The organism is Niallia sp. NCCP-28, from assembly GCF_023168165.1.
Lineage (GTDB): Bacteria > Bacillota > Bacilli > Bacillales > Cytobacillaceae > Niallia.
In genome coordinates this window covers 18,546-33,412 of sequence record NZ_BQYJ01000009.1, presented here as the reverse complement: position 1 = coordinate 33,412, position 14,867 = coordinate 18,546, and the positions used below count along the sequence as shown (strand labels likewise).

14 protein-coding genes are annotated in these 14,867 nt (G+C 34.0%); 12 read left to right on the top strand and 2 right to left on the bottom strand.

Going from position 1 to position 14,867, the window contains the following annotated elements:
* Positions 1–281: 281 nt before the first annotated feature.
* Both NCCP28_RS19480 and trhO read left to right on the top strand, forming a co-directional pair.
* The gene (locus NCCP28_RS19480; RefSeq protein ID WP_248562896.1) at positions 282–959 is read left to right on the top strand and encodes a DUF975 family protein; all 678 of its coding nucleotides are present in this window, start codon (positions 282–284) and stop codon (positions 957–959) included.
* A gap of 144 nt (positions 960–1,103) precedes the next feature.
* Positions 1,104–2,069, top strand: a complete 966-nt coding sequence (gene trhO, locus NCCP28_RS19475; RefSeq protein ID WP_248562895.1) for an oxygen-dependent tRNA uridine(34) hydroxylase TrhO — start codon at positions 1,104–1,106, stop codon at positions 2,067–2,069.
* 68 nt (positions 2,070–2,137) lie between these two features.
* Here the strand turns inward: trhO and NCCP28_RS19470 are convergent, their stop codons facing one another.
* Positions 2,138–2,827 (bottom strand): metal-dependent hydrolase, encoded by a 690-nt coding sequence (locus NCCP28_RS19470; protein WP_248562894.1) that lies wholly within the window; start codon positions 2,825–2,827, stop codon positions 2,138–2,140.
* A 299-nt stretch (positions 2,828–3,126) separates the two neighbouring features.
* Between NCCP28_RS19470 and NCCP28_RS19465 the strand changes: the two genes are divergently transcribed.
* The 10 genes from NCCP28_RS19465 (at position 3,127) to NCCP28_RS19420 (ending at position 13,833) form a co-directional block, all read left to right on the top strand.
* Entirely contained in the window at positions 3,127–3,576 is a 450-nt protein-coding gene (locus NCCP28_RS19465; protein WP_248562893.1) for a hypothetical protein, read from the top strand.
* 174 nt (positions 3,577–3,750) lie between these two features.
* Positions 3,751–4,410, top strand: coding sequence for a sugar transferase (locus NCCP28_RS19460; RefSeq protein ID WP_248562969.1), 660 nt, complete (start codon positions 3,751–3,753; stop codon positions 4,408–4,410).
* A complete protein-coding gene (gene tuaB, locus NCCP28_RS19455; protein ID WP_248562892.1) occupies positions 4,411–5,847 on the top strand; it encodes a teichuronic acid biosynthesis protein TuaB in 1,437 nt (478 codons plus the stop codon).
* 24 nt (positions 5,848–5,871) lie between these two features.
* Positions 5,872–7,107: a teichuronic acid biosynthesis protein TuaC gene (gene tuaC / locus NCCP28_RS19450; RefSeq protein WP_248562891.1), complete on the top strand. Its 1,236-nt coding sequence runs from the start codon at positions 5,872–5,874 to the stop codon at positions 7,105–7,107.
* An 86-nt stretch (positions 7,108–7,193) separates the two neighbouring features.
* Positions 7,194–8,135: an NAD-dependent epimerase/dehydratase family protein gene (locus NCCP28_RS19445; protein WP_248562890.1), complete on the top strand. Its 942-nt coding sequence runs from the start codon at positions 7,194–7,196 to the stop codon at positions 8,133–8,135.
* 19 nt (positions 8,136–8,154) lie between these two features.
* Complete coding sequence (gene tuaE / locus NCCP28_RS19440) at positions 8,155–9,603, top strand: teichuronic acid biosynthesis protein TuaE (protein ID WP_248562889.1); 1,449 nt, start codon at positions 8,155–8,157, stop codon at positions 9,601–9,603.
* A 1-nt stretch (position 9,604) separates the two neighbouring features.
* Positions 9,605–10,282: a hypothetical protein gene (locus NCCP28_RS19435; protein WP_248562888.1), complete on the top strand. Its 678-nt coding sequence runs from the start codon at positions 9,605–9,607 to the stop codon at positions 10,280–10,282.
* A 7-nt stretch (positions 10,283–10,289) separates the two neighbouring features.
* On the top strand, positions 10,290–11,048 hold the full coding sequence (tuaG, locus tag NCCP28_RS19430) for a teichuronic acid biosynthesis protein TuaG (RefSeq protein ID WP_375709431.1): 759 nt from the start codon (positions 10,290–10,292) through the stop codon (positions 11,046–11,048).
* A 25-nt stretch (positions 11,049–11,073) separates the two neighbouring features.
* Positions 11,074–12,237, top strand: coding sequence for a teichuronic acid biosynthesis protein TuaH (tuaH, locus tag NCCP28_RS19425; protein ID WP_248562887.1), 1,164 nt, complete (start codon positions 11,074–11,076; stop codon positions 12,235–12,237).
* Positions 12,238–12,444: 207 nt separating this feature from the next.
* A complete protein-coding gene (locus tag NCCP28_RS19420; RefSeq protein ID WP_248562886.1) occupies positions 12,445–13,833 on the top strand; it encodes a protoporphyrinogen oxidase in 1,389 nt (462 codons plus the stop codon).
* Positions 13,834–14,023: 190 nt separating this feature from the next.
* Here the strand turns inward: NCCP28_RS19420 and NCCP28_RS19415 are convergent, their stop codons facing one another.
* Positions 14,024–14,752: a TspO/MBR family protein gene (locus tag NCCP28_RS19415; RefSeq protein WP_248562885.1), complete on the bottom strand. Its 729-nt coding sequence runs from the start codon at positions 14,750–14,752 to the stop codon at positions 14,024–14,026.
* Positions 14,753–14,867 lie beyond the last annotated feature (115 nt).

The window sequence follows — 14,867 nt, the reverse complement described above, 5'->3', positions numbered from 1 at the left end:
AGAGAATACTTAATAAAGTGAAACTTCAATCAGTGGGGGTTTTACTGTCTGTTACTGCCGGATAAAAAGAAACAAGGTTTGTAAATGAAAGGTTCTGTTGGTTGCAGCGAGAGGGGTCTCTCTTTGTTTTTTTTCACTTCAATCAATAAAATGCTAAAATCACTAATGAGCTTTAACATAGCCAAACTTAAAAGGGCTTGGAATAATTATTAAAAATGAAAAATAAGTATAGAAGGTAAGGGTAAGGTATATTCACTCACCATAGAAGGAGGAGTTGCAATTTGAGCATTTCGGCATTAAAAAAAGAAGCAAGGTTATCGTTAAAAGGATATTGGGGCATTGGGGTAGCAGTGACATTTATAGTATTTCTTATCAATGCAGGTTTGCCTCTCGTTTTTGAAATCCCTTTAAGCGGCGGTTTTACTAATTGGGTTATGCAAAACTCAGATCAAACCCCAGTTGCGGCATCCATTGTAAGCTTATTGATAAGCATTATTTTAATCCCCTTAGGAATAGGCGTCATATGGTTTTACGTAAATTTAGTAAGAGGAAGTTTGCCAAAGTTAGAAGAAATATTTTTTGTCTATAAAGATTGGAAAGTCTTTTTAAAGCTGATATGGGTATCTATTGTGCAAGGGATTTTTATATTTTTATGGTCTTTATTATTGCTTATTCCAGGAATTATAAAAGGATTAGCCTATTCACAAACACTTTACCTATTAAAAGATCATCCTGAATATACTGTTTTAGAAGCAATAACGGAAAGCAGAAAAAGAATGGTCGGATACAAGTGGAAGTATTTTTTGCTGCAACTTAGTTTTATTGGTTGGGGAATATTGTGTTTAATCTCCTTAGGAATTGGTTTTTTATGGTTGGTGCCTTATTACAGTGCAACTATGGCAGCATTTTATAATGAAATTATCGCTGATAAAAAGGATGAAGAAAAAGAACTTCTTTAATCTGAAGAAAAGACGGATATCCATACAAGGATTATCCGTCTTTTTAGTATATTTTGTAAAATGAGGCAATGGATTTTTCCTATTGCTATATTTGTTGTATGATTAACCTAGTGCAAAAAAAGTATAGAATAGGATGTTGGAATTATGGAGAAACAAGCATATAGAGTGTTGCTTTATTATAAATATGTAATAATTGAAAATCCAGAAGAGTTTACAATGGAGCATTTAGCTTTTTGTAAAGAATTAGGACTATTAGGGAGAATTTTAGTTTCCAAGGAAGGGATTAATGGAACTGTTTCAGGAACACTTGAGCAGACAGAAAAGTATATGGAGGCATTAAGAGAAGATCCTCGTTTTTATGATATGATCTTTAAAATAGATGAGGCAGAAGGTCATGCCTTTAAAAAAATGCATGTAAAGCATAAAAAAGAGCTAGTGAATCTAAGTTTAGAGAAAGATATTGATCCATTACAATTAACAGGAAAACATTTAAAGCCAATAGAATTTTTTGAGCAGCTGCAGAATCCAGACACTGTGGTAATTGATGCCCGAAATGATTATGAGTTTGATTTAGGGCATTTTCGAGGAGCCATTAAGCCAGAAATAGAAACATTTCGCGAATTGCCACAATGGATTCAAGAAAACAGAGAGATGCTGGAAGGCAAAAAAATCTTAACTTATTGTACAGGTGGAGTACGCTGCGAAAAATTCTCAGGATGGTTAATAAGAGAAGGATTTGAAGATGTATCACAGTTAGATGGCGGAATTGTAACTTATGGAAAAGATCCAGAAGTACAAGGAAAACTATGGGACGGGCAATGCTATGTTTTTGATGAAAGAATTAGTGTACCAGTAAACAAGGTGGAACATGTTGTGGTTGGAAAAGATATTTTTACAGGCGAGCCTTGTGAACGGTATGTTAACTGTGCAAATCCAGAATGCAATAGAAAAATGCTTTGTTCACCGGAAAATGAGGAGAAATATATGAAAAGCTGCAGTCATGAGTGTCGTACACATCCATGGAATCTATATGTGAAAGCAAATAATATGACTCCAGAAGAGGTAGCAAAGAGAGTCGCTGAATTAGAAGAAGAAAGCAATGCAATTTAAAAAGGTTGGATGCTTTTCCACTGTTATTAGGCGGAAAAGCCCCAACCTTTTTGTTGTAAATGACTGTTTTAAATCTCGATAGCTTCTCCAATATGAAGCACTTTACCTTCTAATCCATACTCCCTTAGTTTGCTGACGAATGCTTCCCCGTCTTGTTGAATGACAGGGAATGTATTGTAGTGGATAGGAATAATGAGTTTGGCATTATACCATTTTGCAGCCTGCAAAGCATCTTCTGGCCCCATGGTAAAATGATCGCCAATTGGAATAAAAGCAATATCGATCGAATGTCTTTCTCCAATCATTTTCATATCACTGAAAAGCCCTGTATCACCAGCATGGAGGATCGTTTTGCCTTCTGCTTCAATAATAAAGCCGCCTGGCATTCCACCATATAAAATCTGCTGATTCTCTTCATCAATAATTCCAGAACTATGAAAAGCATGTGTCATTTTTGCTGTTGCAAATTCTAAATTGAGTGTACCACCTATATTCATGCCAATGGTTTTTGTTCCTTTCCATGACATATAGGCAGCTAATTCTGGATTTGCAATAACTGGAGCATTATTTGCTTTTGCAATTGGGGCAGCATCTAAAATATGATCCATATGGGCATGAGTCAATAACACCGCATCTACTTTAATATCTTCTGCCTTTATTGTCGCAGCATCATTTCCGCTAATAAATGGATCGATAATTAGGGATTTGCCGTTAGTGGAAATTTCAATTGCTGATTGTCCATGATAAGTAATTTTCATAAAAGGTCATCTCCTTCATTATTAAAAGTCATCGTTCTGCGTTTTAAAGACTATTACAATATACCCTTGGAGCCTTCACCTTAATCTAGTTAAATAAACTTTCACCTTCCATTCTATCTTTATGAGGGATTATTTTTAAAAAATAGAGGCTTAGATTAAAGAGGCATTTTTTATTTGAGTAGAGGCAGCTTGCAAAAAAATATATTTAATCAGCATGAAAATAAAGAGAATGGAAGGTATATATGCAGCAAGAAGTGAATAAATAAGTAGTAAATATTTTTAATGAAGGGAGAAGATGGATGGAATGGACAAAAGTTCCGCTAAATTATGCTATTATGATTGAACAGATCAGAAATCAGGGGTATTTTAATCGAGAAATTTTGAAAGCGCTTCAAAAAAGAGATAAAATCTTTTTAGCCAATTGTGGAAGAGGACTGCCAGATTGGGATACTTTGATTAACTATTATCAGAACAATCCACAGAAAATAGAACAAGTAATAGCAGGAAAATATGAAATCGCTTTTTTAACAAAAGGAACGTTAAAAAAATGGCTTCGCCTGAAATTTCATTTAGCAGAAAGAATGGATTATATAGATGTCGGCACCATTTTAATGAATATACTTCTTCCCAATGAAGATTTTATAATGCTCAAAAACATGCTTGCGAAAAATTGGGAAATAAGCAATATCGAAAAAGTAGATAGCCAGGTAAAGTTTAATATTGTATTAGCAAACAAACTTGAACAGTAATTATAGAGTTGTTGAAAAGTGGTCATTTATTAATGATCGCTTTTTTTGTGAATTTATAATATTTACAAACATTTACTATTCCTTCATTTTTTCTCAACGTTCACTACATAAATTCAGAATATACTAATAAACAAGGTTGGCCACTACATTAATCATATCTACGAGGTGAGCATGATGAGCGGGGATAAGAGATTTAATATTTTTCATGAATATTCCATTATTCAGGGATCTCAGGTTTTGATTTCTAAACAAGTTGAATATTACTTATGGGTGAAAAGAATACTAGATTTTCTTTTAGCATCAATTGGCATAATTATTGCAGCTCCTATTGTTGTATTATTTGCGGTTTTAATTGTGATGGAAACACCAGGATCGCCCTTTTATATGCAACAAAGAGTAGGAAGAAAGGGAGAGTATTTTTATTTAATCAAGCTCCGTTCTATGAGATTAGATGCAGAAAAAGATGGTGCAAAATGGGCAGAGACAAATGATCCTAGAGTCACTAAAATAGGGAACTTTATCCGTAAAACAAGGATTGATGAACTGCCGCAGCTGCTTTGTGTTTTAAAAGGAGACATGTCTATTATTGGACCAAGACCAGAAAGACCATGTTTTACAGCCAAGTTTGATAAAGAAATAGCTGGATTTTCTAATAGATTGGCAGTAAAACCAGGCTTAACTGGATGGGCACAAGTTAATGGCGGATATAATATTACGCCAAAAGAAAAGCTGAAATATGATCTAGAGTACATATCTAATTTGAAGTTTTCTTTGGAAATGAAAATTTTGGCTAAAACCGTAAAAGTCATTTTAACAGGAGAAGGTGCTCGTTGATTGATTCCGATAAAGGCACAAATTATAAAGGGTGCTAAATGGTCTAGTTTTTCTACCATTATTATTACTATTACACAAATCATTCAGTTTTTGCTCCTTGGAAAGAGTTTAACTGTCCAAGAGTTTGGAATGGTTGGCATGTTTACAATGATGATTATTTTTTCGCAGATTATTTTAGACCTTGGAATAGGCTCTGCTGTTATTCAAAAGGAACAGTTGAGCAATAGACAACTATCCACATTATTTTGGATGAATATATTTCTTGGGATTTTCCTTTTTGTTGCTTTACAGCTTGGTAGCCCTTTAATTGCATCTTTTTTTCATGAAATGGAATTAATTAATGGGATACGTTTATTAGCTTGGTTGTTTTTAATGGCCCCCATTGGCCAACAAGCACAATATTTACTGCAGAAAGAGTTGCGATTCCAGACAATTGGAAAAATCGAAACAATATCTGTACTCATTAGCTTTCTGCTGCTTTTTGTTTTCTTGTTTAAGAGTAGTGTAGAGCCCATTATCGCTTATGTAGCATCACAAGTTATTTTGTATTCCTTAAAAGGTTTTTTATATTATGTGTGCTACAGAAAGATATGGAAACCAGCACTTATTTTTGATTTGAGCTGCTGCAAAGAGATTTTTTCATTCGGGGTATATCAATTGTTGTCTAGGCTTGTTAATCGAATCGGAGGAAATTTAGACGTCATTTTAATAGGAAAATTTATGGGGATGGAAGCACTAGGAATTTATAGTCTTGTCTCTCAAATTGTGACAATCCCTGTTTTGAAAATTAATCCTATTATCACTAGGGTTGCTTTTCCTGTATTTTCGAAAGTACAGCATGATAATGCTCAATTAACAGAAGGTTTTATATATATGACGAAAATGATTGCATTTATTACTTTTCCTTTGTTGATTGGTTTACTGGCCCTTTCTGATTTATTGATTGCATTAATGTTTGGAAAAGAGTGGATGAATGCTGTACCTATTTTAAAAATAATGCTTGTAGTAGGGATTTTGCGAGTATTGATGAATCCAAATGGGAGTATCATTCTTGCAAAAGGAAAAGCAAATCTAGCATTTTATTGGGATGCTATTTTTATGGTCATATATGGAATTGCCTTATTTTTAGCTGTTCTATCAGAGCATTTAATAGTAGTTGCATGGACATATGCTGCAGTTAGTCTCATTAATTTTATATTAGGAAGATGGCTGTTAGAAAGGCTGATTAATTTAAAATGGACCATTTATATGAAAAGCATTTTTACTCCTTTTTTATTAGCAATTTTTATTACGCTGGTAGCTTTTTTTATTAAAACTATCACAAGTTTTTATCTTTCCAACGCTATTGTGCTATCGCTCGCTATCGCAATAAGTGCGATCGTATATTTTCTGCTTTTAAAAAGTTTTCTTCCTAATAAAAAAGGAACATCTTTTTAAATTAAATGAAAGGAGAGAATGAGGATGAAAGTTTTATGGGTTACAAGTGCATATCCAAGCGATAAACAGCCAGGTAACGGAGTATTTCATGAAACACAAGTACAGGAATTAAAAAAACAGGGTATAGAGGTGACTGTTATTTGTCCAGTTCCGTATCATTCGCCAATTCTGCGTTTATTAAAAAAGAGGTATCAGCTAACTCCCAAATTCTCTGTATATGAAAGAAATGGGATAACCGTTTATAGTCCCCAATATACAGCTTATCCTGGGCAGCTTAGATGGTCACAGCCTGACCAAAGAATAGCGAAGGCAGTTTTAAATGCTATTAAAGAAAACAATCTGACATTTGATTTGCTTCATGCTCATTTTGCGATGCCATCAGGAGGAGCTTGCAGAAGGGTAGCTAAGGAGATAAAAAAGCCCTGGGTATTGACGCTGCATGGCAGTGATGTTCATATTTATCCAAGCTTTAGCAAAGGAGCAGAAAAAATTTTCTGCAAGACAGTTTTATCAGCAGATAAGGTAATTGCAGTGGGAAAAAACTTGGCAGATAAAGTGAAAGATAAGACAGGAAGAGATAGTATTGTGTTGCCTATAGGAATTGATTTAAGCAGATTTAGCCATCCCCTGATTTCGAAAAGGCATGTGAAAAAGCAGCTCAATCTTCCAGAAGATAAGAAAATCATAATTTTTGTAGGAAGATTAGTAAAAGAAAAAGGAATATATGAATTAGCAGAAAGTCTTGCTTATCTGCCTAAAGATACAGTTGTTTTCTTTATCGGCGATGGCCCAGAAGGAGAAGGTTTAAAGCAGCATCCTATGTACAACAAGCAATTGTTTTTATTAGGGCAGATGGAAAATGAAAGGATAGTAGATTATATGTATGCCAGCGATATCTTTGCATTGCCTTCTTATTCTGAAGGTATGCCAACCGTTATTATCGAAGCAATTTCACTGAAAATACCCGTTGTTTGTACAAGGGTGGGCGGTGTTCCTGATTTATTTGGAAAATATAAGGATGAATTAATTGAGCCGAAATCAGTAAAAAGCTTGGCAGTAAGATTAAATGAATATTTAACAAAACAAGAAGTGGCTAGTACATTATGTGAAGAGCTATATGAACATGTACAAAAACATTACGGGGCAAAAAAAAATGCAGAGCAGCTAATAGATCACTATATATCCTTGGTTTCGCCTGGAGAAAAAGAAACCCGAGGATTAGAAGAGCAATCGATTATTACAAGATCGGCTATGCTCTAATATTGGATTTTTAATAAGGAAATGGGACCTTTGCAAATGCTGAAAAATGTTAAGAAAAAGATAGGAATATTAGGAGGATGAAAAAAATGAGCAAAGTGATTGTGACAGGTGGAGCAGGATTTATTGGATCACATATTGCAGAAGAATTAGTTCAAGCAGGATATGAAGTCATTGTCATAGATAACTTTTCAACAGGCCATTACTCCAATATAGCGCATCTTCCTATAGAGATTTATGAATATGATATTACTGATCCTGCCATTATTGATTTTATTGCAGGACTTAAGCCGGCGTATATTATTCATCAGGCAGCACAAGTAAGTGTAGCTGAATCTGTTTATGATATTTTGCATGATGAAAATGTCAATGTAAAGGGTTCCCTTCATATTATTAAAGCGGCAGTCAAAGCTTCTGTACAAAAACTAGTATTTGCATCATCTGCGGCTGTTTATGGCAATCCATTGGAGCTGCCTGTGACGGTGGTGCACCCAACCTTGCCAGAGTCGCCATATGGATTGACAAAATTAACAGTAGAGAAGTATTTAAAAATGGCCAATAAGTTTTATCAGTTGTCTTATGGGATCCTTCGATACAGCAATGTGTATGGTCCAAGGCAGGATGCAAAGGGAGAAGGCGGAGTTGTTTCTATTTTTTCTGAAAAAATCCAAACCAATAATCTTTTGCATATTTATGGAGATGGTGAACAAACAAGAGACTTTATTTATGTAAAGGATGTAGCGAGGGCAAATATTAAAGCCTTAGAGATAACAGAAAATCTTTGTGTGAACATTTCCTCTAACACAAAGATTACCATTAATGATTTATGGAGAAAAATGAAAAAAGCGGCCGATATAGAGGGGCTAGAGATTAAGTATGAAAAAGAAAGAGCTGGTGATATTCGCCACAGCATTCTTTGCAATCAACAGGCAATACAGCTGTTAAATTGGATGCCAGAGACACAGTTAGATAATGGGTTAAAAGAGACCCTTTTGTTTGCTGCTAATAATCTTTTGCAACAATTAAAGTGATAGAAAGGAAATAAAAGGAATGGAAAGCAATCGATTGGCACGTCAGGCGATAGGTACATCCGTTTTCCTATATACAATAATATTTTTTTCATTTCTATTATTGCAATTGGATATTAAATGGGTTTTTATACTATCCATCATATGGGGTGCGCTGATTTTAATGACCTTTTATCCAATATTTTCAATAACAGAATCGATAAAAGGTTTGATGTATTTATTAGTAGCTGCGACCTTTCTTAATCAATCGGTATTCAGCATAAACATTGATTTTTTTCAATTGTTTTTGTATCGATTGCTGCTACTCGCCACAGCTGCTCTTTATTTTTTTTATGGAGTGAAGAGAAAATGGATCATAAAGGATATTTATCATTTTCCATTAAAGGGAGTGTGGCTGTTTTTCTGTAGTTGGCTTGTTTATGGATGTATATCTATTCTTTGGGCGAAATCTTTTGCAGCGGCTATTAAATATATGCTGTTGCTGGCAGTTGGTATACTTTTTGTTTATTTGGCTAATGTGATTTTAACAAGAATATCTCATCTTTTGATTATGTATGGAATTTGGCTAGGGATGACCTCTATTTTACTAATGCTAGGGTTAATTAATTATTATGGACATATTCAATTGCCTAGTTCTGGTCTTTTTGGAGGGGAGGCATATAAACAATCTTATCCCACAGCTGTATTTTTTAATCAAAACGACTTTGCTGCTTTTTTATCTATTTCTTTATTTTTTTATCTTGCAGCGGCTAAAAATTGCAGCAAAAAATGGAGCAGAAATAGTGCATTGCTTCTTTCCTGTATATCTTTGTATCTAATTTATTTAACAGAATCTAGAGCAAGTATTTTAGCGATAATAGTTGGGATAATTTTTTATATTTTTATCCTTGCAAATAAAAAAATAAAAACCATAATCCTGACCTTTTTAATTGTTAGCGGCATCGCGGGTGTTTTTATTGCACTGCCGAAAATAACTTATACAATCCATCAATGGACTATTATGTCTTCGATATATGAACAAAATAACGCGCTGCCGTCTAATCTTGCTCGAATGAATTTATTAAAAAATACTTTTTATTATGTTACGGATACATATGGATTAGGTGTTGGAGCAGGTAATATTCCTTATTATCTGGAGAGATATGCCATTTTTCCAACAGGCGGGGTATTCCAAGTGCATAATTGGTTAGCTGAAATAGCTGGCAATTTCGGCATTTTCATTTTATTAGGCTATATAGGAATGTTTTTTTACTTAAGTCTATCTTTGTACAGAATTTATACAGAATTTCATCATCCAACATATAAAATGCTGATTGAAAGCTGCCTTGTTGGAATGATCGTATTTTTAGTTTCGAGTATTAGTCCAAGTTCTGTTATTAATCTGTATTTCCATTGGGTTTTCTTAGGATTTGTTACCTCTACTGTAGCTGTCTTTAAACAAATGAGACAAAAAGGGATAAGGAGCTTCTGAAATGAAGGAATTTTATAGAAGAGCAGCAGCCCGCATAAAAAGAAGATGGTGGGTTTGCGCAGCTATTATTCTAATTTTAGGAATAATTGGACCGGTGATGCCTTTTGGGAAGGAAGAACAAAGTTATTCTGCAGAAGCAGCAGTAAAGCTAGGAAGCTATGAAAATAATTCTTTTAATGATCCGAAGCAAGTAATACAACTGCTGACAAGCGCAGCTTTTTATGATGATTACTTGGAGAAAGATTGGTTTGCGGAAAATAGCAATTCTTTAACCATCAAAAATGCTAGCGATAATACAATTTATTTTATCTATACAGGGCCTTCAAAAGCAGAAGCAGCACAATCATTAAAAAAAATAACTACAGCCTTTTTAGCTGTAGATAATACTCAATTTAACCTAAAAAGAAAGATTATTCAAAAGAATATCGATGCGTTAGAAGCATTGGAAACAAGTTCAGATACCTCCATAGATAAACAGCGTTTTTTATATGAATTAGAAACGAGTCAGCTTGCAATTAAGCCTGCTACATTAGTAAAGGATGTTTCACTTATAGAAAATGCTAGAACATTAACAACTAAAGAACTGGCCATAGTAGGGGTAATTTTAGGCGTGATGTTTAGTATCTTAATGATAGTGGCTCCAGAATATATAAGAAATTACCCCCAGATAACGAGGTGAGTGGTTTATGGCCTATATGAAGGATCATATATCTATTATTATGCCAGCCTATAATGCTAGAAAGTATATTAGGGAAAGCATTTTATCTGTTTTAGATCAAACATACCCTAACTGGGAATTGATTATTGTAGACGATTGTTCAACAGATGAAACACCACAGCTATTAAGGGATATGGAAAAAAGAGATGCTAGAATCCGAGTGTTTTATGAAAAAGAAAACAAAGGAGCAGCTGTTGCGAGAAATAAAGCACTGCAGCAGGCAAGGGGGCAGTTTATTGCCTTTTTGGACAGTGACGATTGCTGGAAAAGAAATAAACTTGCAGTGCAGATTGCTTTTATGAAGCAATATGACGTCGCTTTTACTTTTACAGCCTATGAGTATATTTCAAAAGAAGGAATTCCTTTAAGAAAAAAGGTAAGTGCGCCGATAGAAGTAACTTATCAGGATTTGCTAAAAAATACGATTGTAGGCTGTTTAACTGTGATGATTAATAGAGAACAAACAGGCGATATACAGATGCCTGCTATTCGTACGAGACAAGACCTGGCTACATGGCTTAGCATTTTAAAAAAAGGCTACAAAGCTTTCGGAATAAATGAAGTACTTGCGGAATACAGAGTAGGAAATGACTCGATTTCCGCTAATAAATGGAAAGCAGCTCAAAAAACATGGTTTGTTTATAGAGAAATAGAAAGACTGAATTTGCTTAAGGCGACATGGTGTTTTTCTCACTATGCCTTTTATGCAGTTAGGAAAAGATTATAAAGCGAAACGAAATTAGGTGAATAGATTGAAAAGTATTTACGTAATTGTGGCAACAAATGAATGGGGAGAAGACATGCTTCGTTATCGAAGACATCGTTTAGCAGAATTTTTGCAGCATCAGCAAAACACCGAAGAAGTGATTTGGTTATGTCCTACATCTAGCTCAGAAACTGGAGACATGGAAAAACTGCCTAATGATATTCTACAGTGGCCGATAGCGGATGTTGGAGAAAATAAGATATTCCGATTTAGTCGATTTTTGCCTATTTTTTATAAAAAAAAAATGAAAACACTGCTAGCTTATTTATTTAGCAAAAAGGAAAAGTATCAGTTCCATCTTTGGTATACATATCCAGCTTATTCTGATTTAGCGGAGTTGTTTCCATGGAATAAAATTATCTATGATTGCAGCGATTTATGGTCTGCCCCAATAAATGGAGCTTCTTCCATCATTTCAACTGCTAGACAAAAACTTATCTATTCCAGTGAAGAGAAGATTATACAAAAAGCTGATGATATCGTATGTTCTTCCTTGTATTTATATGAAAAAATAGTAGAGCGTGTGCCAGAGAAAAAACAGAAAATTTATACCTACGAAAATGGTGTGGAATTTGATTTGTTCCAAACGCAAGAAAAAGCGAGTGGGTTGCTTCCCTTGCATGTAAAAGGACCAGTGTTTGGCTATATTGGAGGGATAAAATCGAAACTTGACTTTGAATTAATCCATCAGGTTGCCAAACAAAAAAAAGAATGGTTCTTTTTATTTATTGGCCCAGACAGTACAAGTCAATGCAATGATTTTCAACAATTGATTAAAGAAAAGAATGTATTATGGATTGGAAGTGTTCCTCCCCATCTTGTTCCAATGTATATGAATACAATTGATATAGGAATTATGCCATATAAGCCATCTTATTATAATAAAGCCATTTTTCCCCTTAAACTATTTGAATTCCTTGCAGCGGGAAAAGGTGTGATAGGAGTTAATTTACCATCAACTATTCAGTATAAAGAGATTGGCATATATAGTTATATGGAAGGAAAGGACAGCAAAGCATTTATTCAAGAATGTGAGAAGATGGTTAATCAGCTAAACAACCCTTTATTAATAAAAAGAAGAATAGACCTCGCTCAAAAACAAGACTGGAATAGCATCTTTTCGGTTATGGTAGAGCAAATAGCGAAATAGAGCAATCTTTAGATGATTGCTTTTTTTTATTGTTTTCTCCAAGTATCGGTTATTTTGTATGCAGACAACAATACGCTATAATAGCTTCAGTTATATAGTAATGACTTTTATTGTGCATCTGTGAACAAATAGACATAATTATAGACAGTAAAACCAGGAAGAAAATGAGATAATGGCCATATAATAATTAAATCTGAGGTGGATTCATTGAAAAGAATCATCGTTGTAGGTGGAGGGATAACGGGGTTATCTACCATGTATTATCTACAAAAAATAAAAATAGAAAATCAATTGGACCTAGAACTTGTACTAATAGAGGGAAATGAGAATCTCGGCGGCAAAATCCATTCTGTTGCTAAAGGGAATTTTATCATGGAAACAGGTGCAGACTCTATTGTTGCAAGAAATAAAAATGTATTGCCCTTTGTAAAAGAACTAAATCTTGAAGATGAGCTTTGCTATAATGCAACAGGAATATCCTATATTCATACAAAAGAAAACCTGCTGCAAATCCCAAAAGATTCAATTTTTGGAATACCAATGAGCGTTGAATCATTGTTTTCTAGCGAGCTTGTTTCATTAAAAGGAAAAATAGAAGCGTTAAAAGATATTTTTAAAAAGAATAAAAACTTTACAAAAGAAACATCTATTGGAGAGTTTTTGGAATATTTTTTTGGAAAAGAACTAGTAGAAAAACAGATAGCTCCCGTGCTTGCTGGTGTTTACTCGGGAAGTCTGGATTCATTGAGCATGGCTTCTACCTTGCCCTATCTGCTGGACTATAAAGAAGAATACGGAAGTGTTATACAAGGTTTAGCTAAAAATAAAAGCGTGTTCCAATCTGCAGCCAATAAAAAATTTATATCCTTTAAAAATGGATTGTCCACGATTATAGATCGATTAGAAGAAGTATTAGAAGAAGTAACGATACTAAAAGGGACTAAAGTAAATAAAATTGATAAAGCAAATGGAACATATACATTAGCATTTGGAAATGATGAAATGCTAGAAGCAGATTTTATCATTTTGTCCACTCCTCATGATGTTTCGCAGCGACTATTAAATAATCAAGAACTTGATCAGAGTTTTGATAAATTGGAGAACTCCTCTAATATTACTATGTATTTAGCATATGATATTCAAGATGAAATTCTGCCGAAAGATGGAACTGGATTTATTGTTGCCAAGGATAGTGATTTGACTTGTGATGCTTGTACATGGACAAGCAGGAAGTGGGAGCATACATCGAAAAAGAATCAACTCTTATTAAGAGTGTTTTACAAAAAATCCAATCCAGCATTTGATCGCTTGAATAGCCTTACAGAAGAAGAATTAGTCGAGGTAGCGGTAGAAGATATAAAAAAAAGTTTAGGAATTGATGAAAAGCCTAAAAGTTTTGAGGTTACGAAATGGAATAATTTAATGCCGGTTTATTCTTTGCATCATAAGGAAGCAGTGGATAGTCTTACAGTTAAACTAAATTCTCTGTATCCTAATATAATCTTGGCAGGCTGCTCCTATTATGGTGTGGGGATAGCTGCGTGCATTGCAAATGGAGAAGAAACAGCAAAAAGACTGCTGCAAAATATACAGTAGGATGAAAATAGTTAGGCGTCTAACCATTTAGAATGTAGAAAAACTCCTAGAAATGGGAAGTTTTCTACATTCTTTTGTTTTAGATGCAATTAAACTTGCCTGTTGATTTCAATTTCAGAATTTTCGACTTCCATTCCGAATGAAAAATGGTCGGAGATAAAAATATATGCTTAACCATTTTTAGCGAATGTTAAGTTTGGGTTGTTCGTCTTTTTAGACCTAAGGTGGCACTAATTAATATAAAAGCCAATACATAGGTTGTAAAAGCAATAGGAACGTGATTCTCTCCATTTTTAATGCCTATAGCAATAAATGACCAGACGATGACGAGGGGGAAAATCCAATCATGCTGAATGATTCGAAATCCAATGCCTATTATGGTGGCAAGCAATAATAAAAGAATGGTCCATAAATTATCAGAAAGAGAAAATTGCTCCCAAGAAATATATTTTAAGTAATAACTGATATTAACAATAGCTGCAACAGTTATCCATCCTAAATAAATAGAAATATGAGCATATGCTAAAAAGTGGGCCGTAACCTTTTTGCTTTTTTTATATAAAAGAAATAAAGTAATCCATAAAAAAAGAATAACTAATACAGAAAAGAAAAAGAGCTCATAATGCCAGACAATAATCCAGCAACTATTTAATATACAGCTTACTACAAATAAGAAACTGGTTTCTGTGTATTCAGGAGAATTTCGTTTGCTTTTAGTGAACCCTCTTAAAATCCATACTCCTACTAATATATATATGAATCCCCAAATCATAAATGCATAAGAAGCTGGTGTGATAAGAACATTTAGTTTATTAGATATGTCGGCCGTTGTCTGGCCGTTTAAGGGAAGGATATTTGCTAGTGCGTTAATTAGAACCATAGTAAGAAAGAAAATTAGATGGATGAATAACTGTTTCATGTTTTTCCTCCCAGTTTTAGATAATGATAAATAGGTAACACTTTATTACTTTTCCCAATAGAAAAACTATTAAACAGCCAGCAAGTAGCGAATGGAATAGGAAAATATAACTATT

Excerpts from the sequence above, each read along its gene's own strand:
- trhO (WP_248562895.1), top strand. The coding sequence starts at position 1,104 with ATGGAGAAACAAGCATATAGAGTGTTGCTTTATTATAAATATGTAATA.
- NCCP28_RS19470 (WP_248562894.1), bottom strand. The coding sequence starts at position 2,827 with ATGAAAATTACTTATCATGGACAATCAGCAATTGAAATTTCCACTAAC.
- NCCP28_RS19465 (WP_248562893.1), top strand. The coding sequence starts at position 3,127 with ATGGAATGGACAAAAGTTCCGCTAAATTATGCTATTATGATTGAACAG.
- NCCP28_RS19460 (WP_248562969.1), top strand. The coding sequence starts at position 3,751 with ATGAGCGGGGATAAGAGATTTAATATTTTTCATGAATATTCCATTATT.
- tuaC (WP_248562891.1), top strand. The coding sequence starts at position 5,872 with ATGAAAGTTTTATGGGTTACAAGTGCATATCCAAGCGATAAACAGCCA.
- NCCP28_RS19445 (WP_248562890.1), top strand. The coding sequence starts at position 7,194 with ATGAGCAAAGTGATTGTGACAGGTGGAGCAGGATTTATTGGATCACAT.
- tuaE (WP_248562889.1), top strand. The coding sequence starts at position 8,155 with ATGGAAAGCAATCGATTGGCACGTCAGGCGATAGGTACATCCGTTTTC.
- NCCP28_RS19435 (WP_248562888.1), top strand. The coding sequence starts at position 9,605 with ATGAAGGAATTTTATAGAAGAGCAGCAGCCCGCATAAAAAGAAGATGG.
- tuaG (WP_375709431.1), top strand. The coding sequence starts at position 10,290 with ATGGCCTATATGAAGGATCATATATCTATTATTATGCCAGCCTATAAT.
- NCCP28_RS19415 (WP_248562885.1), bottom strand. The coding sequence starts at position 14,752 with ATGAAACAGTTATTCATCCATCTAATTTTCTTTCTTACTATGGTTCTA.